The sequence below is a fragment of the Shewanella sp. SM71 genome, from assembly GCF_025653905.1.
Taxonomy (GTDB): domain Bacteria; phylum Pseudomonadota; class Gammaproteobacteria; order Enterobacterales; family Shewanellaceae; genus Shewanella; species Shewanella oncorhynchi.
Genome location: NZ_JAKKRW010000016.1, coordinates 27,374 through 49,569, shown reverse-complemented (window position 1 = coordinate 49,569; position 22,196 = coordinate 27,374). Strand labels below are relative to the sequence as shown.

Below are 22,196 nucleotides of genomic sequence, written 5' to 3'. Positions count from 1 at the left end.
GTTAGGCAATATCCTCTAATACCTTACACACATCATTAATTGAAAAAATATTACCGTTAAGGCTTGCTCGGTCTTTTGATATATTCAGAATGAGCCTAAATACATTGTTCGCATCAGGATAACGGGCAAGCTTTAAAATGATGTCATCACCACTTTCTTCTGCAGACCGAAAATCCCAGCCCTTCCCTGATAAATCAAAAAGCACTTCCGCCGTTTCAGTATTGATTAACACTGGCGCATAAACCCAATGCGACATTCGCATCTCACTGGGGTTGATATCCAGTGTTAACTTACCATTTTGAAAAAACAACTTAGTGTCCATAAACAGTCCCTGAGTAACAAGTATCACAAGCGATAGGCCGATAGCTTGTATATTGAACCCCATATCCATTTATTGTCCATACCACATCACTTCTAACACGAACCGTTTACGCTCATTACATCAGGCAAAACCGTTAAACGCTTAAGCGAAAAAAAGACAAAAAAAAGCCTGCTCAATGAGCAGGCAAAGACATATTTCAAGCGTCCCTTTCGGGGAAGTACATTACCGCGCTAGCGGGAAAAACCTGGCATATTCATGCAAAAACATCAATATGCTACTTGAGTCTAAACACGCCAAAAAAGGCGATACAAAGGTTGATGGATGATGGAAACTTAAACTTTAAGGAGGGTTAGGCCTTAAAGCTCATGGCGAATAAACCGCCACGCAAAACATCAGTGTTAAACCAAGTGTTTTGCCAATAAATATGGTTGTTGCCTGTATAAGACATAGTCAATACTCCTAAATTAGTTGTGATTAAGTACTCTAGTGAAGCTTGGCTCGGTTCCTTGGAACTAGAGATTCTCATATCCGTTGAGACGACTTGTCACTCAGGTCCTTGGAGAAAAATATCCATCCTGGATAGACTAGAGAGGAAAGGCATAGTGCCTAATCCACGAAAGCAATTATATGGATTTGTAGTTTTATTACAACCTTTATTTGTGTTTTTTTTGATTAAGGCTTTTTAATGTAATTAAATTACACATTTATAGTGAGGTTAATGGCGACCTGCTTCACAGAAAAACAGAAATAACCCTGTAAATATCTAATAAATAAGATATTACAGAATTATTTCTTTTTGTTACTAGGGCGTGTTGACGTTTCGAGATTAAATTTTGTTCGCTCTGGCAAGCTCGTGATCGCGAAACGAGGAGTGACGTGTAGTTATTCTACTCAAATGACGAGTGACAAAGAGCAAGAGCTTGCCAGACGAACCCTTCGGGCAGCGTTTGGCTGGCATTTCTGCTGCGTTATCGCCCGTTTATGTAGAATAACTACACCGCACGGGCTTTACCTTGCATAAAAGCCAGCCAACTCGCTGCAAAAATAACCCTGAAACGTCAACACGCCCTACCCGTTAGCGATTGATCAGATATTGATACAAGCCCACCAGCGGACTCGCTGTAGGTTTGCCGTAGAGCGGATCACCTTCTGTTGCACTGCCTGCAATATCTAAGTGTGTGTAAGCCAAGGGAATAGGGGCTGTTACACCATGGTCAAATAGCCCCGACGCTTTCAGTAAAAATGCCGCGGGATACTGATGTCCACGGGCGGTAATCGATGATGGCGCATTATTGGAAGATAATATTTCAGCAGCGCCTGACACATCGCGGATCTTAGCGAAGTCTTCAGGGCGTAATGTAGACACTTCAAAGGGTTCACCCCATTGAGTCGCTTGCTGCTGTAAAGTGACAGCGCATTGCTGTGAACTCGCCACAGAGTTTTCCACCGCCGCGGGATAGCTGCCATAACAACGCACGACATGACCTGTGAGTGTTGCTACCGAAAACATCTCAGGCTTCACCGCCGACACGGCTTTGATGCGTAAATGGCTCAGTAAATCCGCCAGTACTAAGCGCCCTTCGGCATCCGTATTACCAATTCGTACCCGCACACCCGCATGGCTCGTAATAATTTCATCGGTCACGAAGGCTTCGCTGCCTATGCTGTTACGCACTAAACCTAACTCGGCAATCACTCGAATACCTTTAGGCTTGAGCATTGACAGAGTTTTAAATAAACCCGCCACGGCAGAAGCGCCGCCTTTATCACGACTCATACCCGCCATAGCGCCGCCGACTTTCAGATCGGCGCCGCCGGTATCGTAAATCACGCCCTTACCCGCAAACAGGAAAGTGCGAGTCACTTGACCCTCTGGCAGATACTCTAGTTTCACCACGCGAGGCTGATGACGACCGACGGCAAAAGAAGAACGCGCCACAGCACTGAGCAGCGGATAATCACGCTCTAAAATATCTCTGTCTTCCACCACGGCGGTTTTGATCACGCTGCCCGCAAAGGATTGCAAACAATAGTCCGCAAAGGCTTTAGCCGACATGCGCTCAGGTTCAGTACCACACAAATCCCGCGCTAATACGCGGCCCGCTTCTAAGGCATTGAGCAAATTGCTGTTATGGGTTGATGAAGATAATAACCCTATGGCCTCAAATGCAGGCGTTAAGCCAGTCGCTTCACGCAGCTCTAAGGTTTGCCACAGTTCTTGACCGCAGGCTAATGCTGCGACTTCAGAGGCAAAACTAAAACGTGAGTCCTTCGATGGCACTACATATAACAACGGACGTTTTGCGCCTGCGTCTTTTGCAATGGCAATCGCCGCCCTTGCAGCATTGGCATAGACTCGCACGTCAACATACTCGTCATTCACTTGGGTGACAGGGGCAATGATCAAACGCCCTCCCGCAAGCCCTGGGGCAAACAGTAATGTCGGGCTCTTACCCACGCGCTTATCCACGTGGGCACCGTGCTGAGCCAATAAACCTATCTCATCAAAACCGATAGAATCCAGATCGGGCGTCACCACCACAACCGCATCCCAGCCTTCACCATCAAAAATGGCATTTTCTGCTTTTACATCAACGAAGTTAACTTGAAACATGACCCATCCTTTTTCATTATTGTGCCTGCATTATTCCCGCTCTATCGCTTAATTACCAATCTAAAAGTGCTACCGACACTCCCAGAAAAAATCGAATTGGAAACTTTGGCTGCCAGCTCACCAAAAGCCTGTGATGCTGAGATTATTTGGCTGCACAGAATGTGGTAGAATGGCCGCAAATTTGCCCTATACCCACAAGACCTTATGAGGGACACTCAAGTGACAGCCTTAAGTCAGTTATACCCGCAGCCATTATGGCAATGGTTCGAACAAATTTGCGCGATTCCCCATCCATCTAAACATGAGCAAGCCTTAAGCCAGCACATTCAAGCGTGGGCTAAAAGCAAACAACTTGCCGTCGTTGAGGATGCCGTTGGCAACGTGATCATCCGTAAACCTGCGACGCCGGGTATGGAAGATCGTAAAATCGTGGTTATTCAAGCCCATATCGATATGGTGCCACAAAAAAATGCCGATAAAGTGCATGATTTTACTAAAGATCCTATCGAAGCTTATGTCGATGGCGATTGGGTTAAAGCCAAGGGTACAACCTTAGGTTCAGATAACGGTATTGGCATGGCATCGGCTTTAGCCATTTTAGGCTCTGATGATATCAAGCACGGCCCATTAGAAGTGCTGCTGACGATAGATGAAGAAGCGGGCATGACAGGCGCCTTCGGTTTACAGGCTGGCATGTTAGACGCAGACATTCTGATCAATACCGACTCAGAGCAAGAAGGTGAAATCTACATGGGCTGCGCCGGTGGTGTCGATGCTCAAATCACCCTGCCTATGGTGTGGCAAGCGTCTGAGCAAAGTTACTCAGCCTTTAGCCTGCACTTATCAGGCTTAAAAGGGGGTCACTCTGGGGTGAATATTCACTTAGGTCGTGGTAATGCCAACAAGCTATTAGCGCGTTTCCTCTTTGAAAACGCAGATGATTTAGCATTGGAGTTGACCCAATTTAGCGGCGGTTCACTGCGTAATGCGATCCCACGGGAAGCCAACATCAGCTTTATGTTGCCAGAAGAAAACGTCAGCGCCTTAAACGAAAAAGTCGCTGAGTTTGAAGCGCTTATCCGCACCGAACTCGCCATTGCCGATCCCGATATGCGTTTAGTGTTAAACACTATCCCAACGCCAAAACGTGTGATGAGCGAAAACAGCCAAAATACCCTGATCGATTTGCTGCATGTGTGCCCGAACGGCGTGATCCGCATGAGTGATGAAGTCGAAGGTGTGACTGAAACCTCGCTCAACGTTGGCGTTATCAGCACTAACGATGAAGAAGTCACTATCCTGTGCCTTATCCGCTCGCTGATCGATTCTGGCCGTACTCAAGTCGAAGGCATGTTAACTGCGCTGACCAACTTAGCCGGAGCCGATATCGATTTAAGCGGTGCTTACCCAGGCTGGAAGCCAGATAACAGCTCACCTGTAATGGCAATAGTGCGCGAAACCTATCAAGACATTTACCACAAAGAGCCAGTGATCATGGTGATCCATGCGGGTCTCGAGTGCGGCCTATTCAAGAAACCCTATCCAGACATGGACATGGTCTCGATTGGCCCCACCATTCGCTATCCACACGGTCCAGACGAAATGGTAAACATCACCACAGTCGGCCAATATTGGACATTATTATTAGCCGTACTCGAGCGCATTCCAGTCAAGGCTTAATGTTCTAACCTTACCCTAGCTCACTCAATTCAAGGCCATATCTGCTCAAGTCAGATGTGGCCTTATTTTTTACCGCGGATTCTATTTGTGAAGAAATGCCATCGATAAAATTTTTATGAAAGAACTGAATAACTTGAATTTTCTACTATAGTTGTTCTGTCTGACCCTAACGTATTTTTGCTTATCGCGCTTTTAGAGATAACCGCTTTCCCCTTCAATACTGTGACCTTAAGGAATAGAGATCATGAAATTTGGTAAAATCTTGTCAGCCGCCGCACTACTGCTCAGCAGTAACCTCAGTTTCGCCGAAGAAGTCCCCAAAGCCGTTATCGACCTAGCCGATTCACTGATGCCATTAGGCAGAGAAGTGGTACTGGTGAATGCCGTTAAAGCGCAAAACGCCCAAGGCAAAAGCTTAGATTCAATCAAAACATTAGATGAAAAATGGATTGCCACCGCAGGTATTGATGACTTTATGTCATCCCTGATGAACAACGAAGCGGCCAAGTATCTCACGACCTTCGAAGCCAGCAAACCTTACTACCAAGAAATTTTCCTCATGGACAATCAAGGCGCGAACGTCGCCATGATCAGTAAAACTTCAGATTATTGGCAGGGTGATGAGGATAAATGGCAAAGGCGATAAACACATAGGTCCGGTCAAATTTGACGAGAGCTCCCAAGCCTATCTAGTACAAATTTCTATTCCAGTGATGGATGGCGATGCTGCAATTGGTGCTATCACGATTGGGATCAACCTAGATCAATTTGGACTCTAATTACCAGAGAACGCCAGTGATGGGCTGCATCCTCTTATCACAGAGGTTATTGCGGCTCTCACCTTTTCAGTGCATCAATCAAGGAGGGCGTGACTATGGAATGGTATAAAGATCTATCCGTTAATCAGAAACTGACTTATCCAAGTCTGCTACTCGCTGGCGTAGTCATATTCGCCTCTTCAACTGGCATTTTAGGACTCAAAGCCTTAAATCACAGCGCAAATACACTCGCGCTTGAATACTTACCTAGCCAATCTGAACTACTACAAGCCGATAAAGAGCTTTATCAAGCTCAAGTGGCCGAGCGTAGCCTGATGTTTGTTAACGTGGGCACAGACTCTTACAACGACCTTTTAAAGCAGCACACTAATAGTATCTCTCTGGTTAAAGAACATATTGATAAGTTTGCCGATGTGACCACAAGTCCCATCGCTAAAGATAAGCTCAATGAATTGAATCACAGTTTCGATACTTGGCGAGCGACAACTACAGAAATCAGTAATCAACGCACCCAAAATGGCCGTAACGGTAGAACGACGGCGATTGATCTTAGTTTCGGTCAAGCAGCAACGCAATTCGAGCAACTACACCAGAACATTAATCATTTAATCAATGATTTAAATAGTAATACTACCGCAGCGATAGCCCAAGTAGATGATGATGCCAATCATGGACAACAGATGCAGTTAATTGCCTTAGCCATCAGTCTCTTGATCTGTATACTCTTTATCGTTGCACTGCCTAAACTCATCAGCAAACCGCTGGCGGTTTTACTCGCAAAAATCCACGACATTACCGATGGTGATGGCGATTTGACCGAACGAGTCCACTTAACCTCTAAGGACGAGCTTGGTGATCTCGCCAAGGCATTCAATCATTTTCTCGATAACTTACACGGTATTATCTCGCAATTTAAACAGTCTACATCAGAGCTCAACACCGCTGCCGAAGGTCTAGCCAAAACCAGCGCATCAGCAAAACATACCTTGATGGATCAACAAGCTGCAACCCACAGAATCGCCGATGCCAGCGATCATATTGCCGCATCAGTGCAAGAAGTATCAGTCAGTGCCAGTCATGCCGCCGATGCCGCTAAACAAGCTGACGTATTTACCGCCGACGGTCAGGCAAGAGTGAAAAAAACCATCAATGTGATTCGTGAACTTGCGGGAGATGTAGGCACGGCAGAAATGCAGATCAATAAACTTGAACAGGAAGGCCAACATATCGGCCGCGTGCTTGAGGTGATTCAAGCCATTGCCGAACAGACGAATCTATTAGCCCTTAACGCCGCAATTGAAGCGGCGCGCGCGGGCGAACAAGGACGCGGGTTTGCAGTGGTTGCCGATGAAGTGCGCTCCCTTGCCTCTAAGACTCACCAATCCACCGAAGAAATTAAATTGATGATCGCCAATGTCCAAAATGGCACTCAAAGCGCTGTGGCGGCGATTAATATCGGTAATGAAAAGGCTATCTCAAGCGTAGAAGCCGCCAGTAATGCCGGTGAAGCCTTAGCGCATATTGCAGAAATGGTGAGCCAAATTAGTGAGATGAACAATCAAATCGCCCTCGCAGCCAAAGCGCAAACCACTATGGCCAATGAGAGCCATCAAAATATTCAACACATTGCCGAACAGTCGGAGGAGAGTCTACGAACCACTGATGAAATCTACGCAGCAAGCGTACAACTCTCGTCAATGGCGAGTAATCTCACTGCGCTGGTCAGCCGCTTTAAACTGTAATTTGTTGAGAGTGAAAGCTTTTATATAAGTTACCTTTTGTAAATCAGTGATGTTTGAAAGGTCCCCTCTAACGAATAAGGGAGCATAAACCTGTCGCAGTGATTATCTGAATTCAGGTGCTCCCTTATATTTAAACAGCAAAGCTAGCACTGATTAGCAGCGCTTAACCACTAAGCCTCTTGCCGCGCGTAAGTTGACTAACATAGGTAACATCAACGCAAGGATCACTATCAGCATCCCTACCAATTGAATTTCCGTCACCGCCTGCCCCATGGCTAACGCCGTTAATGCTGCAAAAACGGGCACGAGATTAAAAAAAATCGATGCCTTAGCGGGGCCAAGCGCCTTAACACCGTTAATCCAAAACAGATAACCGAGCACAGTGGCGAACAAACCTATGTAGAGCACGCTAGAAAAAGCCGTTGCCGACAGTTCCATCAACTCCAGCCAAGGGTGAAACTCACCTCGGCCAAGCCCAACCACGGACATAGACACACTGGCAGCTATCATACTCAGCAAGGTAAAGGGCAACACAGGCAACCAATGGCCGACCCGTTGCGAACAAATGGTATAACCACTCCACGCCAACATGCCGGCGGCAATCATCACATCACCTTGGTTAAAACTAAAGTTGAGCAACTGCTGCACACTACCGTTGGTGATCACTAGCAGTACGCCCGCCAATCCACCCACTAAGCTAAACACTTGTTGTCTGCTGAGCCATTCACGCTGTAATAGCGCATTGACGATTGAAGTCACCAGCGGGCTGAGCGCCATAATCAAGGCACCATTGGCAGCAGAGGTATGCTGCAGGCCATTAAATAACGCCAGATTTAAGCCGCCCACACCAATCACACCCACTAACGCTATGACAATATATTGCACCAAACTCAATTTGGGCCAAGCCTGACGAGTAAAAACGATATATAACGCTAGAGTCACAGCCGCAATGGTAAAACGCCAGAAGACGAGGGACTCTCCTGACATCTCCTCCAGCACTCGCTTAGCAATCGGAAACACACCGCCCCAGCTAAAAACGCAAATCAGTAGACAAACGAATGTCATGTAAGGTGTATGGGATTTCATATCGGCCTCTAGGGAGGTAATTGGGATTGAGCTTAGTTTATAAGTTTCATATATTATTAAAACCAACAAGATTTAGAGCTTAAATTCCAAATATGAAACTTAATTATTCCTTAGACGATATGCGCTTATTTTGGGTAGTGGCACAGCAAGGGAGTTTTAAGCTCGCGGCGCAGCACTTAGGCATTCCACCTTCAACCTTAAGCCGTCGAATCAATCTGTTAGAACAATCCTTAGGTCTGCGTTTACTGCACAGAGACGCCCATAGAGTCAACCTTACCGCCACAGGTCAGCGGTATCTCGAACGCTGCGGCCCGCTGTTTATCGAGTTAAACCAGGTATCTGGTGAGTTGCATGCGGATAAACATCAAGCGGTTGGCAAATTGCGGATCTCGGCGCCCATCAATACAACCTATCGCTGGCTGGGTGAATCACTCAACGCCTTCCAACGGCATTATCCCAATATTGATATCGATTTAAGTCTGTCGAACATGAATATCGATGTCAGTGAAAACGCCATCGATATCGCCTTTCGAGTGGGCGAACCTAAAGATCCCGATTGGATTGCAAGGCCACTTACCACGATTAGCTTTGTACTTTGCACCAGCACATCGGCAACGCAGTGGCATGCGCTGCAATCCATTGAAGAGCTGGATCAGCATCCGGTTATCATCGCCAAGCCCACAAAAACGTGGCGTTTACAGCACAATAGCACAGGGCAAAATGTCGAGTTTGAACCAAGGGGGAATATCAAATTAGCCGTCGATGATATGGCGATTGCCTGTCAGGCCGTGGTGGCGGGGCTTGGGATTGGACTCATACCCATCAGCATGGCGAGTGAACAGATACGAAGTGGCAAACTCATTCAAATACTGCCCGAGTGGCAAGGTATTCCGCGTACCGCCTACTTGATGTATCGCGATCGAGACAACCTGCCCTTACGAGTCAGACTGTTAATTGATTTTATGTTGGCGAATCCACCCGAGGCTTATTGAGCCAATGCAGGCATAAGTCTGCGGCTTATCGACTCAATAAACGGCTAGAGTGCTAAATCCAGCTGAGTCTGGCCGTTTAAGCTTGTGGCGACGACAAGAGTAGAATCAGTAAGGCCGACCGAAATACCCAATAGACGAATGCCACGGCCTTCTTGCCTTTCCATAGCCTGTGCGAGTAGCTCATAGAACATTACAATCGAGACTTCATCGCTGCGGTGCTCAATTGTAGTCTGCTTGAAATCGTTAAACTTAAGTTTGACCACCTGTTTATGTATTTTGCGTTCCTTAGCACTGCGACTTAAACGCAACGACAGTTCTTGGATCAAACTCGGCATCACCTGCTGGCACTGCTCTAAGCTATAAATATCCTTTGCTAACGTGGTTTCAACACCCACTGATTTGCGCTCTCTGTCGGCAGAAATACCCCGTTCATCTATGCCTTGGGAACGCTCAATCAACACGCCACCAAACTTACCGAATCGCGCTAAGAGCTCAGGTTTAGAATAAGCTTGCACATCACCACAGGTATTGAGCCCGAGCGAAGAGAGCTTTTCTGCGGTGACTTTACCAACACCGGGAATTTTACGCAGCGATAAGGTCTTAACAAACTCAGAAAGCGTCTCTGGCGTAATGATATATTGGCCGTTTGGCTTGTTCAGATCCGAGGCGATCTTAGCTAAAAATTTTACTGGCGCGATACCCGCCGATGCGGTTAAACCCGTTTCGGCTAAGATATCGCGACGAATCGCTTGGGCAATCAAGGTCGCAGAGCCCTTATGTTGTTGGCACTCACTCACATCCAAATAAGCTTCATCTAAGGAAAGCGGCTCAATTAATTGGGTATAGCGAGAAAATATTTCACGAATTTGTAGCGACACTTCTTTGTAAACCTGCATCCGACCCGGAACTAAAATCAGCTCAGGGCACAACTTAAAGGCATAAGCCGTTGCCATTGCTGAACGTACACCGAATTTACGTGCCTCGTAACTGCAAGTACTGATAACACCGCGACGGTCGCTACTGCCCCCCACAGCTAAAGGTTTGCCACGGTACTCAGGAAAGTCGCGCATTTCCACTGCAGCAAAATAGCAGTCCATATCGATATGAATAATTTTTCGCACGTTGAATTCCTCCAACGCCAAAATACTGTATATAAAAACAGTAATCAAGTATTCCTGATAGATTTGGGCCAATAAGATGTGGCCTAGCGCTAGAAAAGAGAACAAGACAAGTGTGAGGAACAACAGACATGCTTAATAACTGAGTTTCCTAGGCCATTACACTCAGTGGCCTAGGTATTTACTCAACCTAACAATCTAAGGCTCACATCTTAGTTTGCAGGTAGTTTTGCAATCCAACACGGTCAATAAGCCCAAGTTGTTTTTCGAGCCAATACATATGGTCAGACTCTGTATCGTCGAGTAATACTTCGAGGATTTCACGTGTCTGGTAATCTTGCTTCTGCTCACACAGTGCAATCACTTTGCGCAAATCGTCCGCGACCTTGTATTCATAGGCAAGATCATTACGTAGCATCTCTTCTACATCTTTACCTATGTTCAATGCCTCACGGGCGGCAACATTGGGTGTACCTTCGAGGAATAAAATGCGCTGCACTAATTTGGCTGCATGGGCTTTCTCATCATCTGACTCATGGGCGATACGCTCATAGAGTTCATTCAGGCCCCAATCTTCGTACATATGGGCATGGACAAAATACTGATCCATTGCCGAGAGTTCTCCCGTTAGGAGTCGATTTAACGCATCAATAACGTCTTTATCGCCTTTCATATCTTGCTCCTATTGGTCGCTAATTTGCGATTGTAGATAATTTTGAATACCGGTTAGCGTAATGAGCTCTTGCTGCGACTCGAGCCAATCTAAGTGCTCTTCTTCGTCTTCGAGAATATCTTCCAGCAGATCGCGGCTCACATAGTCCTGTTCGGCTTCACACAAGCTGATCGCATCACGCAACAATGTAAGCTGCTCTTGCACCATGGCCAGATCGCAGTCGAGCATCTCTTGGCTATGTTCACCAATGCGAAGTTTTTCGAGTTGTTGCAGATTAGGCAGACCTTCCAAAAACAGCACTCGCTCGATGAGCTTATCGGCGTGCTTCATATCTTGGATGGATTTTTTGTATTCGACGTGGTTTAACTTCTCTAAGCCCCAATGTTTAAACATGCGGGCATGGAGGAAATATTGATTGATGGCGGTCAACTCACAGGTAAGCACCCGATTCAGTTGCCCAACCACTTTAGGATGACCTTTCATAAGTTACTATCCTTGGTAAGCGTGAAAAGATTGATCTAAATCAAGCTTCTAGCCTAGTACAATTTATCGACCAACTCAAATTATCTTTATATTTCACTCACTTAATGATGAAAAGCATTCTCATTCCTGCTTAGATTAACTTGCTATCCCACTCTAATCCCAAGGATAAATCTCAAATGATTAACCCGTGTAAGAAAATACGAGGCAAAAAATAGCCCCCTAAATGGGGGGCTATGATCGAATCAAGACTATTTAGATAATGCGGTCTTTCGTTAACTTCTCACGACGCGCTTCTTCAGCGGCCATACGACGTTTACGTTTGTCACAAGGGTCATCACAATCACACGCTTTTTCAATCCCTAGAACACCTAAACCGCCACAACTTCCTTCAACGGCTTTGCGCTTGATGAGATAACCAATCGACATGAGCAAAAAGAAGACTAACAAGATCACAAATGCCGCGATAAAAGAGGTCATGGTTTACTCCAAAAACTAAATAAGGAAAGGCTTGAAGGCGTCGCTGTAATAGACCTTAAATCCGTCGCCTTGCTTTTCGATTAGCATTATCGCCAAGTGTTCCTTCTTGGCAAGCTCCAATGATGCTTCTGTGCCCAAAACCATCATGGCCGTCGCAAAACCGTCGGCCGTCATACAATTTTGATGCAATACCGTCACGGATGCTAACTTATGATTTATCGGCAAACCAGTACGCGGATCGATTATATGCGTAAAACGTTGGCCGTCTTCTTCATAATAATTACGATAGTCACCAGAAGTCGCCATCGCCATAGTACCAGGTGCAATAACCTGCTGTACGGCTTCAGAGCCATCATTGGTCGGTTGCTCTATAGCAACACGCCAAGAGCTTCCATCACCTTTGGCACCTTTGATACTCAGTTCGCCACCAATTTCAACTAAATACCCTGTCGCGTGGTATTTATCAAGAATGGAAGCGATCTTATCAACCCCAAATCCCTTCGCGATTGATGATAAATCTACATATAAATGGGTGTTGTGCTTACTTAGACGATTGCCTTCAATGGAAAGTTCACTAATCCCTGTTTTGGCTTTAGCCTCATCAATATCAGCCTGTGTCGGAACTTTCGTTGGACGCTTATCTGGTCCAAACCCCCACAGATTAACTAAAGGACCTAAGGTAATATCAAGTGCCTTATCCGTCACTTGATATAAACGTATTCCCTCTTGCACCACTTTTATGGTATCCGGTGAGACTTCAACGCTTTGCTCCAATGGCAATTGGTTGAAACGGGATAATTCTGAATTAGGCCGATAGGTCGACATCTGGTCATTGACTAGCTCAAGGGCTAAATCAATTTCCGCTTGAAGTAACTGCGCCGTTGGCATCTGCTCATTCGGGACGACTTTAATATGATAAGTCGTGCCCATAGTGCTGCCAGCTAACGAAATGACTTCATTTTGCTTTGAACAGGCTGAAACAAAAAAGGCCAGCCCTACGAGGACTAGCCAGTTCACTGAATACTTTAATGCTGAGGTATTGATCTTTAAGGTCTGAAACATAGTGACCTACTACTCTTATTTGTGCCCTTAAATGCAAAAGTTGCAGATGAAAGGTTAACCTCAACATCTGCAACTTTTCTATCTAGGACTAATGAACATTAGCCGCCGAAGTCATCCAACAGGATGTTTTCGTCTTCGACACCAAGATTTTTCAACATACCAATGACGGCAGCGTTCATCATTGGAGGTCCACACATGTAGAACTCACAATCTTCTGGAGCATCATGGTTTTTCAGATAGTTTTCATACAATACGTTATGAATAAAACCTGTGTAACCATCCCAGTTATCCTCTGGTTGAGGATCTGAAAGTGCCACATGCCATACGAAGTTATCATTCTCAGCCGCTAGGCCGTCGAAATCTTCTACGTAGAACATTTCACGCTTAGAACGTGCACCGTACCAGAAGCTCATCTTACGTTTAGACTGAAGACGCTTCAGTTGGTCGAAGATATGTGAACGCATTGGCGCCATACCCGCACCACCGCCGATAAACACCATTTCTGCATCGGTATCTTTCGCGAAGAATTCACCGAATGGACCAGATATAGTGACTTTATCACCCGCTTTTAAGCTCCAAATGTAAGATGACATCTTACCGCAAGGCAGTGTCAAGTTACGTGGTGGAGGCGTAGCAATACGCACGTTCAGCATAATAATGCCGAACTCTTCTGGGTAGTTAGCCATTGAGTATGCACGGATAGTTTCTTCATCAACCTTAGATTCAAGATTGAAGAAACCGAAGTGTTCCCAGTCGCCACGATATTGTGCAGGTACATCAAAATCTGCATATTTAATATGATGAGCTGGTGCTTCGATTTGAATATAGCCGCCAGCACGGAATGGTACAGACTCGCCATCAGGAATTTGCAGCTTCAGTTCTTTAATGAAAGTGGCTTTGTTATCGTTAGAGATAACTTCACATTCCCATTTCTTGATACCGAAGATTTCTTCGTCAAGCTCGATTTCCATATCGTTCTTAACGTTAACCTGACAAGAAAGACGACAACCTTTACGGGCATCACCTTTGCTGATGTGGTCAAGTTCCGTTGGCAGAATATCGCCGCCGCCAGACTTAATCACCACGCGGCATTGACCACATGAGCCACCGCCACCACACGCACTCGATACGAAGATACCGCTGTTAGCCAAAACGCCTAACAACTTACCGCCCGCACCGGTTGTAATCGCTTTTTCAGGATCGTCATTAATGCCGATCGTGATGTCACCACTAGCCACTAACTTAGACTTAGCGAATAAAATCACTAATACCAAGATGAGGACGATAGCAGTAAACATACTCACACCGAGGTAAACCTCGAGCGGAGTAGATTTAAAAATACCAAGAATATCCATTAACTTATCCTTAGAAGGTCCAATTCAAGAAGCCGTTATGTGTCTCTTACAGAGACACACCTGAAAACGACATGAAACCTAAGGCCATCAAACCAGCGGTAATAAAGGTAATCCCTAAACCACGTAGGCCGTTAGGCACGTCGGCATACTTCAGCTTCTCACGGATACCGGCCATCAATACGATAGCTAATGCCCAACCCACTCCTGAGCCGAAACCAAACACCACACTCTCACCCAGCTTGTAGTCACGCTCAACCATGAATGATACCGCACCGAAAATCGCGCAGTTCACTGTGATCAAAGGTAAGAAAATACCTAATGCGTTGTACAAAGGTGGAAAGTACTTGTCCAGTGCCATTTCCAGAATTTGAACCAAAGCCGCAATCACACCGATAAAGGTAATGAATTTCAAGAAGCTTAAGTCAGCTTCAGGTGCGCCAGCCCAAGCAAGTGCACCAGGAGCTAGCAGCCCTTGATAGATAACTTGGTTTGCTGGGACAGAGATAGTTAACACTACAACTACCGCAATCCCTAGGCCCATGGCTGTAGTGACTTTCTTAGACACAGCCAAGAAAGTACACATACCTAGGAAGAAGGCCAGTGCCATGTTTTCAATGAAAACAGAGCGAATTAACAGGCTAATATAATGTTCCATCGCACTTACCCTTTTGCTTCAACTTGCTCTGGCTTATAGGTACGAATAATCCAAATCAAAACACCGATCAGGAAGAACGCACTCGGAGGCAGTAGTAGCAGACCGTTTGGTTGGTACCAGCCGCCATCAGAGATCTTGTGCAGGATTTCAACACCGAACAGAGAACCGTTACCAAACAGTTCACGTACGAAGCCAACAGCTAACAGAATTGCACCGTAACCTAAACCGTTACCGATACCATCCATAAAGCTCATCATTGGCGGTGTTTTCATCGCGTAAGCTTCGGCACGACCCATTACGATACAGTTCGTAATAATCAGACCGACGAATACCGACAGCTGCTTAGAGATCTGATAAGCATAAGCCTGCAGCAATTGGTCAACCACGATTACCAAAGAGGCAATAATGGTCATCTGTACGATAATACGCACACTGCTTGGAATATGATTACGGATCATTGAGATAAACAGGTTCGAAAACGCAGTTACCGCAGTTAACGCCAACGCCATTACCAGTGCAGTTTCGAGCTTGCTCGTTACCGCTAATGCACTACATACACCAAGTACTTGTAAAGCAATCGGGTTGTTGTTGACTATAGGTCCGGTCAGAACCTGTTTCAGTTCTTTAGCGTCAGACATTAGTTGAGACCTCCATTGCGTGCTTTTTCAATGAAACTCGCAAAACCTTCTTTACCCAACCAGAATGTCAGTGAATGTTGTACACCGTTACTCGTTAAGGTTGCGCCAGATAATGCATCTACACCGTACTCAGTGCTAGCAACAGTTGGGTTTTTCGTTACGCTGATAGCGAGTTTACCTTGCTCATCAAATAACTTTTTGCCATGCCATTTCGCTTTCCACTGAGCATTTTGCACTTCGCCACCTAAGCCCGGCGTTTCGCCGTGCTCATAGTAGACTAAGCTTTGCACTGTGTTTAGGTCAGCATCCATAGCAAGGAAGGCATACATAGTAGACCATAGGCCATAACCATGGATTGGCAGAATAACACTGGTTAATTTACCTTGGCCGTCACGAACAAGATAAACTACAGCCTTATCAGCAACACGTTTCACTGAAGCGATGTCATTCTCAGGTACAAATGAGGTTTTCACATCACGAGACGCTTTACGTTGATCATAAGTGTCAGCATCAACACCCTCAACCCAAGCACCCGTTTTCAAATCGACCAGTTTAGCTTCGATGTGTTTGCCGTATGTATCTAGAATTTGCGCTTTGGTCACTTTGCCAGCTTTAGTATCGATAAGACCAGCGGCTTCCAGAATGTACTTTTGCTTATCAAGCAGTTTATTTTCTGCTTGAGTCGGTCTCAGTAACACTGCTGCAGTAGACACAAATATCGCACAAATTAGACACAGGCCAACGACGATAAATAAGGTTCTGCCGAACGAATCTTTATTACTAGCCACGGGCAATCCTCCGCTTGATATTTGCCTGAACCACGAAGTGGTCGAACAATGGCGCGAACAAGTTAGCAAACAAAATTGCCAACATCATGCCTTCAGGGAATGCAGGGTTAATCACGCGGATAAACACAGCCATTGCACCGATCAAGATACCGTATGCCCATTTAGCTTGGTTAGTAAATGACGCTGACACTGGGTCTGTCGCCATAAACATCATGCCAAACGCAAAACCACCTAACACTAAGTGCCAGTACCAAGGCATTGCAAACATTGGATTAGTGTCACTACCGACAACGTTAAGCAGCGTAGAAATGGCAATCATGCCCACCATTACACCGCCAACGATACGCCATGAAGCGATACGCGTGTAGATGATGACCAAACCACCTAACAGAATCGCTAATGTAGACACTTCACCCACTGAACCTGGAATGAAACCGAAGAACGCATCCCACCAGTTTTGGTTAATTGCGTAATCTAAAGTGCCAGACGCCGCTTGGCTCAGTGCAGTTGCACCTGAGTAACCGTCAGCCACAACCCATGAGGTATCACCTGACATATTCAACGGATAAGCGAAGAACAAGAAGGCACGACCCGCTAGTGCTGGGTTTAAGAAATTACGCCCTGTACCACCAAACACTTCTTTCGCCACGACCACACCGAAGGTGATACCCAGCGCCACCATCCATAATGGGATAGTTGCTGGCAGCGTTAAAGCGAACAGGATAGAGGTAACGAAGAAACCTTCGTTGACTTCATGACCACGGATAGAGGCAAACAGCACTTCCCAGATACCACCGACGGCAAAGGTCACCGCGTAGATAGGTAGGAAGAAACAGGCGCCATACCACATCAGCGCAGGCCAGCCAGAGTTTGCCGTCAGTTCGGTACCGAACATGCTGAACAAGCTCACTTGCCATACGTCAGGGGTAGCAAAACCAGCCACTAAAGCTAATTGAGCTTGTAAACCTACGTTGTACATACCCACGAACATCGCGGGGAAAGCACAAGCCCAAACCGTAATCATCATACGTTTTAGGTCGAGGTTATCGCGAACGTGGGTTTTGCCCTTGTTCACTTTACCTGGGGTATAAAAAATTGTGTATGCCGCTTCGAATAGGGCATAAAACTTTTCGTATTTACCGCCTTTTTCAAAGTCGGGTTCAATACGTTCGAAAAAATCTTTCAAGCTCATTAGCCTTCCCTCTCGATCGTATCTAGACAGTCACGCAGATATGAACCGTAGTCATACTTGCCTGGACATACGAACGTACACAGTGCGAGATCTTCTTCATCTAACTCTAACGCGCCTAACGTAGCAGCGCCGTCAAAGTCACCTGAAATCAAGTCACGCAACAACATAGTAGGAAGAATGTCCAATGGCATTACACGCTCATAGTTACCAATTGGCACCATAGCGCGGTCTGAACCACCTGTACTGGTCGTCATGCTGAACAGACGAGAAGGAGCAAGATGTCCTAAGAATGCACGAGTGATAGAATATTTGTCTGAGCCTGGTAATACCCAGCCTAAAAATTCTTTCTCTGTACCTTCTTCTAACAGACTTACTTGAACATGGTAACGACCTAAATACCCTTGTGGGCCAACGGCTGTACGACCATTCAGAACAGAGCCTGAAATCAGACGAACATTGCCATCTAAGGCTTCACCTGCGGTTAATTCAGTCATGCTCGCACCCACAACAGTGCGTACGAGTCTTGGCTTAGCCGCTTTAGGGCCTGCGATTGCAATAACACGTTCGGTATTGAGTTCACCCGTCGTAAATAGCTGACCAATTGCTATTACATCTTGGTAACCAATATGCCAAACGGTACGTTTTGCAGAGGCAGACAATAAGAAGTGAATGTGAGTACCGACTAATCCTGCAGGGTGCACACCGGCAAATTCTTCAACTTGGGCGTTTGCGGCAGGAATATCAGCGCCAGGCGCTTTACAAAGGTAAACTTTACCGTCAGTAAGTCTTGCTAAGACCTTAAGACCATTAGCAAAATCTTCTTTATGCTCACGGATCACCACAACGGGATCAGCGGCAAGAGGTTGAGTATCTATTGCGGTTACAAAAATACCAGCAGCAGAAGAGTCTACAGCAGGAATTTTGCTAAAAGGACGAGTACGCAAAGCAGTCCATAAACCTGATTCAATCAGATTGTCACGGACTAACTGCGAGTCGAGCGTATCGAGTGCAGTGGCATCATATTTAGCAAAGGCAACGCTGTCGTTTCCTTCCACTTCAATGACAACAGACTGCAGAACACGCTGGGCGCCCCGGTTAATGTCTAATATAGTACCACTGGCTAAAGCCGTATATTTAACGCCTAAATTCTTCTTATCTTCAAAAAGAACTTGGCCTTTTTGTACTTTATCGCCCACTTTGATCTTCATCGTTGGACGTAAGCCAATATACTCTTCACCCAAAGTAGCTACATGTTTAATGGCTGGGCCATTATGGATAACTTGCTCTGGTCCGCCTGCTATAGGCAGTTCCAATCCTTTCTTAATTGTAATCATATCCACAAGCACTACGTTTGAAGGAAAGACAATGCGCCGCGTTCCTGCTAAATACTTAGGTTTTAAACAAAACCTACTGCATTGAGCTAGCGCAGATTTATCACAGAAATGCGATCGCAATCACGCTGGTCGCGCGCATTTTACCCCAATTGACTTGGCATCGCCACGAAAATTATAGGTGATTTCAAACCTAAAATACGGATTGAAAAGAATCATGCGCTACGGCGTTCACCTTCCGACCTAGTGACTGATCAGAAAGAGAGAATATTACGGCCACTGGGTACTATAGCATTAATAATTAAAGATTTAATTTAGCAAAAAGTCGAAACGTCCACTAAACGCAGCCGAAATCGATCTTATTTGTTTCAATTGATTTAAATTCAAACAAAATAAAACTCAATTTAAAAGCGCCATTGATAACCTAAATAGCTAATACGTCCATTTTCCGATCGAATTCCGCTATTTGATGCTGTCGTAACTAATGACTCATCTAAGAGATTTTCTACCCTAAAATAAATCTCATGGTGGCGATCAAAATGATAATTCGCCGCTAAATCTACCCGCCATTGTACTGCGATAGGCTGTAATTCAGCGCCAAATTGGCCCATTTCCCGCTCGGATTGATAAAAGACATTTGCATTCAATTCATATTCGGCATATTTCATTCGAGCACTAAAATGCAATTGCTGCTCAGGTAACCAAGCCACTCTATCACCAGCCACAACGCAACCTTGGATTTCGTTACAGCTATTGGTTTGATACTCTGAATTCGAATATTGATAATTTAAGACTAATGGTAACTGTACACTACCAATATCCCACTGGTAGCCAAGATTCAGCTCAACTCCTTTGGTCAGCACATCCACGACATTGCCTTGAACCCACAAGCGACTGTCGGCACATTGGGTATACGCATCGCAATTGACATGCAGGTTATCAAAATCTTGAACGTAGGTTTTGATGTCAGCACTAAAATGCTCACTGGCATATTGGGCGCTGACTTGATATTGCAATGATACTTGTGCCTCTTGCTCAAGATTCCCCGCACTTGCGGCGGTCCATGAGCGGCGAATATCCGTACTAAAGCGCCAATCTCCAGCATCATATAAAACACCGAGTTGTGGCATCCAATCGCTGTCGGAGAAATCAGCCGCATCCAGTCCTACATAAGCTAAATCGACCTTGCGATTGACGCTCACTTGTTCATAGGCAAGCGCGAGCTTTATCTGTAATTCGTCCCAATTAAACAAGGAATCGATTGCCGAAGTAAATGCAGTTGCATCGTCGGTATAGGCCAATAACGCATTTTGTGCATCACTCACTAAACTCAAGTCCTGCTGCCATAGACTCTGTTGATCGCCAAGGCGCATCTCGGCTTTATCCGTATGATAACGGGCGCTATAGATAATTTGATGGGCACCATACTGATTCACTGATTCAGTTTGTGCCCCAAAGGAGCTGAAATCATTGTCTTGCTGTAAAGAAGCCAGTTCGACGCCATCGACTGTCGGCTGACGTTCAAATGCGGCCAACGCAGCAAGACTCTGGGCATCGAGCATTTGCCCATCAAATTGATTGAGTTGGTTTAATTGCTGCGAATAAGACTGGTAGTAAAAGTCTGTGGTGACCTTATGCCCACCATTGAGCGTAACTTGGTGAGACAGTTGGTACTTATGATGTCGCCCCTGATGTTTATCCGCCGCAGTGGCCGAATACAAACTCATAGGATCTTGTTGCCAATCGGCCTGTGTTAACCCAAGCTGAGAGCGATAACTATCATCATCGAGAAACTGGTAAGTAAACTCAGTCACCTGTGGACTTCTGGCGCCGAGTAAACTCGCGGCGTTGATTTTAAATAAGATGTCTGTCGTTTGGTGGTCTGTGTCTTGACCATTGAGCAAGTGATCTGCGCCGCTATTATCTGCATAATTAACCGCGAGTATCATGCCATACTCTTTTTGCTTCACTCCCCAATTCATATCGACACTGTAGTCTGAATCGGTATTGCCCTCGAGAGTCGCCTTACTATTCTCGGTCTGCTCAGCAACAGGTAAGGTTTGATAACTCACCACCCCAAACGCACCTTGCCCACCGACAGCCATATTTGCCATCGGGGCGGCAGTAACACTCTGTTGTTGCAGTAGATTAGGTAAGAGTTGTAATTGCGGTGCCGAATACGGCGCAGGGGAGAAATACACTCTATCTTGCAATACGGCCACGCCTTGAGTCGCGCTACGCATGCTGATGCTCGCGGGATTTCCACTCAGATCCGCAGGCAAAACCGTCAAAGCCGTCAATTGACCTAACGCTAAACGATTAGACGTTGAATGAAATGTGTCATTGAGCTTGTTCAATTCAAGCATTTGACTGTGAAGATCATCGGCGAACGTTGTGCTAGAACAGGCAAGAGATACAGAAATTGCACAAAGTGATACAGTGAAGTAACGACTAGGCATACCAAGCTCCCAAAAACTTTGTTAGCGTACGGTGTTTTTGTTATTAACTTGTAAAATAGCTGAGTTTACTTGAAAAAAAAAGCGACTCTCGTCGCTTTCTCTTATTTACTTCAGGAAACTGAATTTACTAAAGAAGCACTCTCATACTATAAGAGTGCGAACAATTACAGATTACCTAGAATTTCATCGCTTAATTTTAGATCGTCATTACGATTAACACTTACGCCTGCAGCAATAATATTACGGGCGATATCTTGTGCTTGCTCTAATGAATGCATCTCATACGTACCACATTGGTATTCGTTCAGCTCAGGGATTTCAGACTGCTCAACCACTTTAAGCACATCTTCCATCGCGGCTAACCACGCATCGGCCACTTGGCGCTCTGTGGGTTCACCAATCAAACTCATATAAAAACCGGTACGACATCCCATTGGCGAAATATCAATGATCTCAACATCGCTGCCATTTAAATGGTCACGCATAAAACCCGCGAATAAATGCTCTAGAGTATGAATACCACGCTCACTGAGGATCTCTTTATTCGGTGCGCAAAAACGTAAATCAAATACAGTAATGGCATCGCCCTTTGGCGTGCTCATATGCTTAGCGATACGAACCGCAGGGGCATTCATCCGAGTATGGTCGACGGTAAAGCTATCAAGTAATGGCATAGGGATCTCCAAATTCTCAGGGCGACATCAACGCCACTGTAACTGTCTATTTATGGCTTGCAAGCATAACACCAAA

Annotated in this window: 20 protein-coding genes; 4 read left to right on the top strand and 16 right to left on the bottom strand. The window is 45.6% G+C overall.

Annotated elements, in window-relative coordinates:
• Position 1 precedes the first annotated feature (1 nt).
• Together L5L97_RS15715 and L5L97_RS15710 are read right to left on the bottom strand one after the other, a co-directional pair.
• Complete coding sequence (locus L5L97_RS15715) at positions 2 to 385, bottom strand: hypothetical protein (RefSeq protein WP_263182764.1); 384 nt, start codon at positions 383 to 385, stop codon at positions 2 to 4.
• 1,012 nt (positions 386 to 1,397) lie between these two features.
• Complete coding sequence (locus L5L97_RS15710; protein WP_263182763.1) at positions 1,398 to 2,936, bottom strand: leucyl aminopeptidase family protein; 1,539 nt, start codon at positions 2,934 to 2,936, stop codon at positions 1,398 to 1,400.
• Between the two features lie 219 nt (positions 2,937 to 3,155).
• On the opposite strand from L5L97_RS15710, the gene L5L97_RS15705 reads away from it, so the two are divergent.
• The 3 genes from L5L97_RS15705 (at position 3,156) to L5L97_RS15695 (ending at position 7,137) form a co-directional block, all read left to right on the top strand.
• Positions 3,156 to 4,616 carry an aminoacyl-histidine dipeptidase gene (locus tag L5L97_RS15705; RefSeq protein ID WP_131523865.1) on the top strand — a complete coding sequence of 487 codons (1,461 nt, stop codon included), beginning with the start codon at positions 3,156 to 3,158 and terminating at the stop codon, positions 4,614 to 4,616.
• Positions 4,617 to 4,860: 244 nt separating this feature from the next.
• Complete coding sequence (locus tag L5L97_RS15700; RefSeq protein WP_263182760.1) at positions 4,861 to 5,262, top strand: hypothetical protein; 402 nt, start codon at positions 4,861 to 4,863, stop codon at positions 5,260 to 5,262.
• 228 nt (positions 5,263 to 5,490) lie between these two features.
• On the top strand, positions 5,491 to 7,137 hold the full coding sequence (locus tag L5L97_RS15695) for a methyl-accepting chemotaxis protein (RefSeq protein WP_198572971.1): 1,647 nt from the start codon (positions 5,491 to 5,493) through the stop codon (positions 7,135 to 7,137).
• Between the two features lie 153 nt (positions 7,138 to 7,290).
• Here the strand turns inward: L5L97_RS15695 and L5L97_RS15690 are convergent, their stop codons facing one another.
• Positions 7,291 to 8,223: a DMT family transporter gene (locus L5L97_RS15690; protein WP_263182757.1), complete on the bottom strand. Its 933-nt coding sequence runs from the start codon at positions 8,221 to 8,223 to the stop codon at positions 7,291 to 7,293.
• A gap of 92 nt (positions 8,224 to 8,315) precedes the next feature.
• Here L5L97_RS15690 and L5L97_RS15685 point away from each other — a divergent pair, with 92 nt between their 5' ends.
• Positions 8,316 to 9,215 carry a LysR family transcriptional regulator gene (locus L5L97_RS15685; RefSeq protein WP_028761561.1) on the top strand — a complete coding sequence of 300 codons (900 nt, stop codon included), beginning with the start codon at positions 8,316 to 8,318 and terminating at the stop codon, positions 9,213 to 9,215.
• Positions 9,216 to 9,259: 44 nt separating this feature from the next.
• On the opposite strand, the gene dinB is transcribed toward L5L97_RS15685, so the two are convergent.
• The 13 genes from dinB to luxS all read right to left on the bottom strand — a co-directional run bounded on the left by dinB (position 9,260) and on the right by luxS (position 22,120).
• Complete coding sequence (gene dinB / locus L5L97_RS15680; protein ID WP_263182756.1) at positions 9,260 to 10,336, bottom strand: DNA polymerase IV; 1,077 nt, start codon at positions 10,334 to 10,336, stop codon at positions 9,260 to 9,262.
• A 202-nt stretch (positions 10,337 to 10,538) separates the two neighbouring features.
• Positions 10,539 to 11,006, bottom strand: a complete 468-nt coding sequence (gene bfr, locus L5L97_RS15675; RefSeq protein ID WP_011918791.1) for a bacterioferritin — start codon at positions 11,004 to 11,006, stop codon at positions 10,539 to 10,541.
• Between the two features lie 9 nt (positions 11,007 to 11,015).
• Positions 11,016 to 11,489 carry a bacterioferritin gene (gene bfr / locus L5L97_RS15670; RefSeq protein WP_006080475.1) on the bottom strand — a complete coding sequence of 158 codons (474 nt, stop codon included), beginning with the start codon at positions 11,487 to 11,489 and terminating at the stop codon, positions 11,016 to 11,018.
• 252 nt (positions 11,490 to 11,741) lie between these two features.
• The gene (nqrM, locus tag L5L97_RS15665; protein ID WP_105250019.1) at positions 11,742 to 11,966 is read right to left on the bottom strand and encodes a (Na+)-NQR maturation NqrM; all 225 of its coding nucleotides are present in this window, start codon (positions 11,964 to 11,966) and stop codon (positions 11,742 to 11,744) included.
• A gap of 15 nt (positions 11,967 to 11,981) precedes the next feature.
• Complete coding sequence (locus L5L97_RS15660; protein WP_263182754.1) at positions 11,982 to 13,028, bottom strand: FAD:protein FMN transferase; 1,047 nt, start codon at positions 13,026 to 13,028, stop codon at positions 11,982 to 11,984.
• Positions 13,029 to 13,126: 98 nt separating this feature from the next.
• Entirely contained in the window at positions 13,127 to 14,383 is a 1,257-nt protein-coding gene (nqrF, locus tag L5L97_RS15655; protein WP_028761565.1) for an NADH:ubiquinone reductase (Na(+)-transporting) subunit F, read from the bottom strand.
• Between the two features lie 46 nt (positions 14,384 to 14,429).
• Positions 14,430 to 15,038: an NADH:ubiquinone reductase (Na(+)-transporting) subunit E gene (nqrE, locus tag L5L97_RS15650; protein WP_006080469.1), complete on the bottom strand. Its 609-nt coding sequence runs from the start codon at positions 15,036 to 15,038 to the stop codon at positions 14,430 to 14,432.
• A 5-nt stretch (positions 15,039 to 15,043) separates the two neighbouring features.
• The gene (locus tag L5L97_RS15645; RefSeq protein WP_006080467.1) at positions 15,044 to 15,676 is read right to left on the bottom strand and encodes an NADH:ubiquinone reductase (Na(+)-transporting) subunit D; all 633 of its coding nucleotides are present in this window, start codon (positions 15,674 to 15,676) and stop codon (positions 15,044 to 15,046) included.
• Positions 15,676 to 16,464 (bottom strand): Na(+)-translocating NADH-quinone reductase subunit C, encoded by a 789-nt coding sequence (locus L5L97_RS15640; protein WP_028761566.1) that lies wholly within the window; start codon positions 16,462 to 16,464, stop codon positions 15,676 to 15,678. The genes L5L97_RS15645 and L5L97_RS15640 overlap by 1 nt, the downstream gene beginning before the upstream one ends.
• The gene (locus tag L5L97_RS15635) at positions 16,457 to 17,656 is read right to left on the bottom strand and encodes an NADH:ubiquinone reductase (Na(+)-transporting) subunit B (protein ID WP_105250021.1); all 1,200 of its coding nucleotides are present in this window, start codon (positions 17,654 to 17,656) and stop codon (positions 16,457 to 16,459) included. Before L5L97_RS15635 ends, L5L97_RS15640 begins: the two co-directional genes overlap by 8 nt.
• The gene (locus L5L97_RS15630) at positions 17,656 to 18,990 is read right to left on the bottom strand and encodes a Na(+)-translocating NADH-quinone reductase subunit A (RefSeq protein ID WP_263182819.1); all 1,335 of its coding nucleotides are present in this window, start codon (positions 18,988 to 18,990) and stop codon (positions 17,656 to 17,658) included. The genes L5L97_RS15635 and L5L97_RS15630 overlap by 1 nt, the downstream gene beginning before the upstream one ends.
• Before the next feature lie 401 nt (positions 18,991 to 19,391).
• Positions 19,392 to 21,446, bottom strand: coding sequence for a TonB-dependent receptor domain-containing protein (locus tag L5L97_RS15625; protein ID WP_263182753.1), 2,055 nt, complete (start codon positions 21,444 to 21,446; stop codon positions 19,392 to 19,394).
• A 164-nt stretch (positions 21,447 to 21,610) separates the two neighbouring features.
• The gene (luxS, locus tag L5L97_RS15620) at positions 21,611 to 22,120 is read right to left on the bottom strand and encodes an S-ribosylhomocysteine lyase (RefSeq protein ID WP_028761570.1); all 510 of its coding nucleotides are present in this window, start codon (positions 22,118 to 22,120) and stop codon (positions 21,611 to 21,613) included.
• Positions 22,121 to 22,196: the final 76 nt, after the last annotated feature.

What these genes read in the sequence shown, in the direction of transcription:
- L5L97_RS15715 (WP_263182764.1), bottom strand. Translation starts at nt 385, where the DNA reads ATGGGGTTCAATATACAAGCTATCGGCCTATCGCTTGTGATACTTGTT.
- L5L97_RS15710 (WP_263182763.1), bottom strand. Translation starts at nt 2,936, where the DNA reads ATGTTTCAAGTTAACTTCGTTGATGTAAAAGCAGAAAATGCCATTTTT.
- L5L97_RS15700 (WP_263182760.1), top strand. Translation starts at nt 4,861, where the DNA reads ATGAAATTTGGTAAAATCTTGTCAGCCGCCGCACTACTGCTCAGCAGT.
- L5L97_RS15695 (WP_198572971.1), top strand. Translation starts at nt 5,491, where the DNA reads ATGGAATGGTATAAAGATCTATCCGTTAATCAGAAACTGACTTATCCA.
- L5L97_RS15690 (WP_263182757.1), bottom strand. Translation starts at nt 8,223, where the DNA reads ATGAAATCCCATACACCTTACATGACATTCGTTTGTCTACTGATTTGC.
- L5L97_RS15685 (WP_028761561.1), top strand. Translation starts at nt 8,316, where the DNA reads ATGAAACTTAATTATTCCTTAGACGATATGCGCTTATTTTGGGTAGTG.
- bfr (WP_011918791.1), bottom strand. Translation starts at nt 11,006, where the DNA reads ATGAAAGGCGATAAAGACGTTATTGATGCGTTAAATCGACTCCTAACG.
- bfr (WP_006080475.1), bottom strand. Translation starts at nt 11,489, where the DNA reads ATGAAAGGTCATCCTAAAGTGGTTGGGCAACTGAATCGGGTGCTTACC.
- nqrM (WP_105250019.1), bottom strand. Translation starts at nt 11,966, where the DNA reads ATGACCTCTTTTATCGCGGCATTTGTGATCTTGTTAGTCTTCTTTTTG.
- L5L97_RS15660 (WP_263182754.1), bottom strand. Translation starts at nt 13,028, where the DNA reads ATGTTTCAGACCTTAAAGATCAATACCTCAGCATTAAAGTATTCAGTG.
- nqrF (WP_028761565.1), bottom strand. Translation starts at nt 14,383, where the DNA reads ATGGATATTCTTGGTATTTTTAAATCTACTCCGCTCGAGGTTTACCTC.
- nqrE (WP_006080469.1), bottom strand. Translation starts at nt 15,038, where the DNA reads ATGGAACATTATATTAGCCTGTTAATTCGCTCTGTTTTCATTGAAAAC.
- L5L97_RS15645 (WP_006080467.1), bottom strand. Translation starts at nt 15,676, where the DNA reads ATGTCTGACGCTAAAGAACTGAAACAGGTTCTGACCGGACCTATAGTC.
- L5L97_RS15635 (WP_105250021.1), bottom strand. Translation starts at nt 17,656, where the DNA reads ATGAGCTTGAAAGATTTTTTCGAACGTATTGAACCCGACTTTGAAAAA.
- L5L97_RS15630 (WP_263182819.1), bottom strand. Translation starts at nt 18,990, where the DNA reads ATGATTACAATTAAGAAAGGATTGGAACTGCCTATAGCAGGCGGACCA.
- L5L97_RS15625 (WP_263182753.1), bottom strand. Translation starts at nt 21,446, where the DNA reads ATGCCTAGTCGTTACTTCACTGTATCACTTTGTGCAATTTCTGTATCT.
- luxS (WP_028761570.1), bottom strand. Translation starts at nt 22,120, where the DNA reads ATGCCATTACTTGATAGCTTTACCGTCGACCATACTCGGATGAATGCC.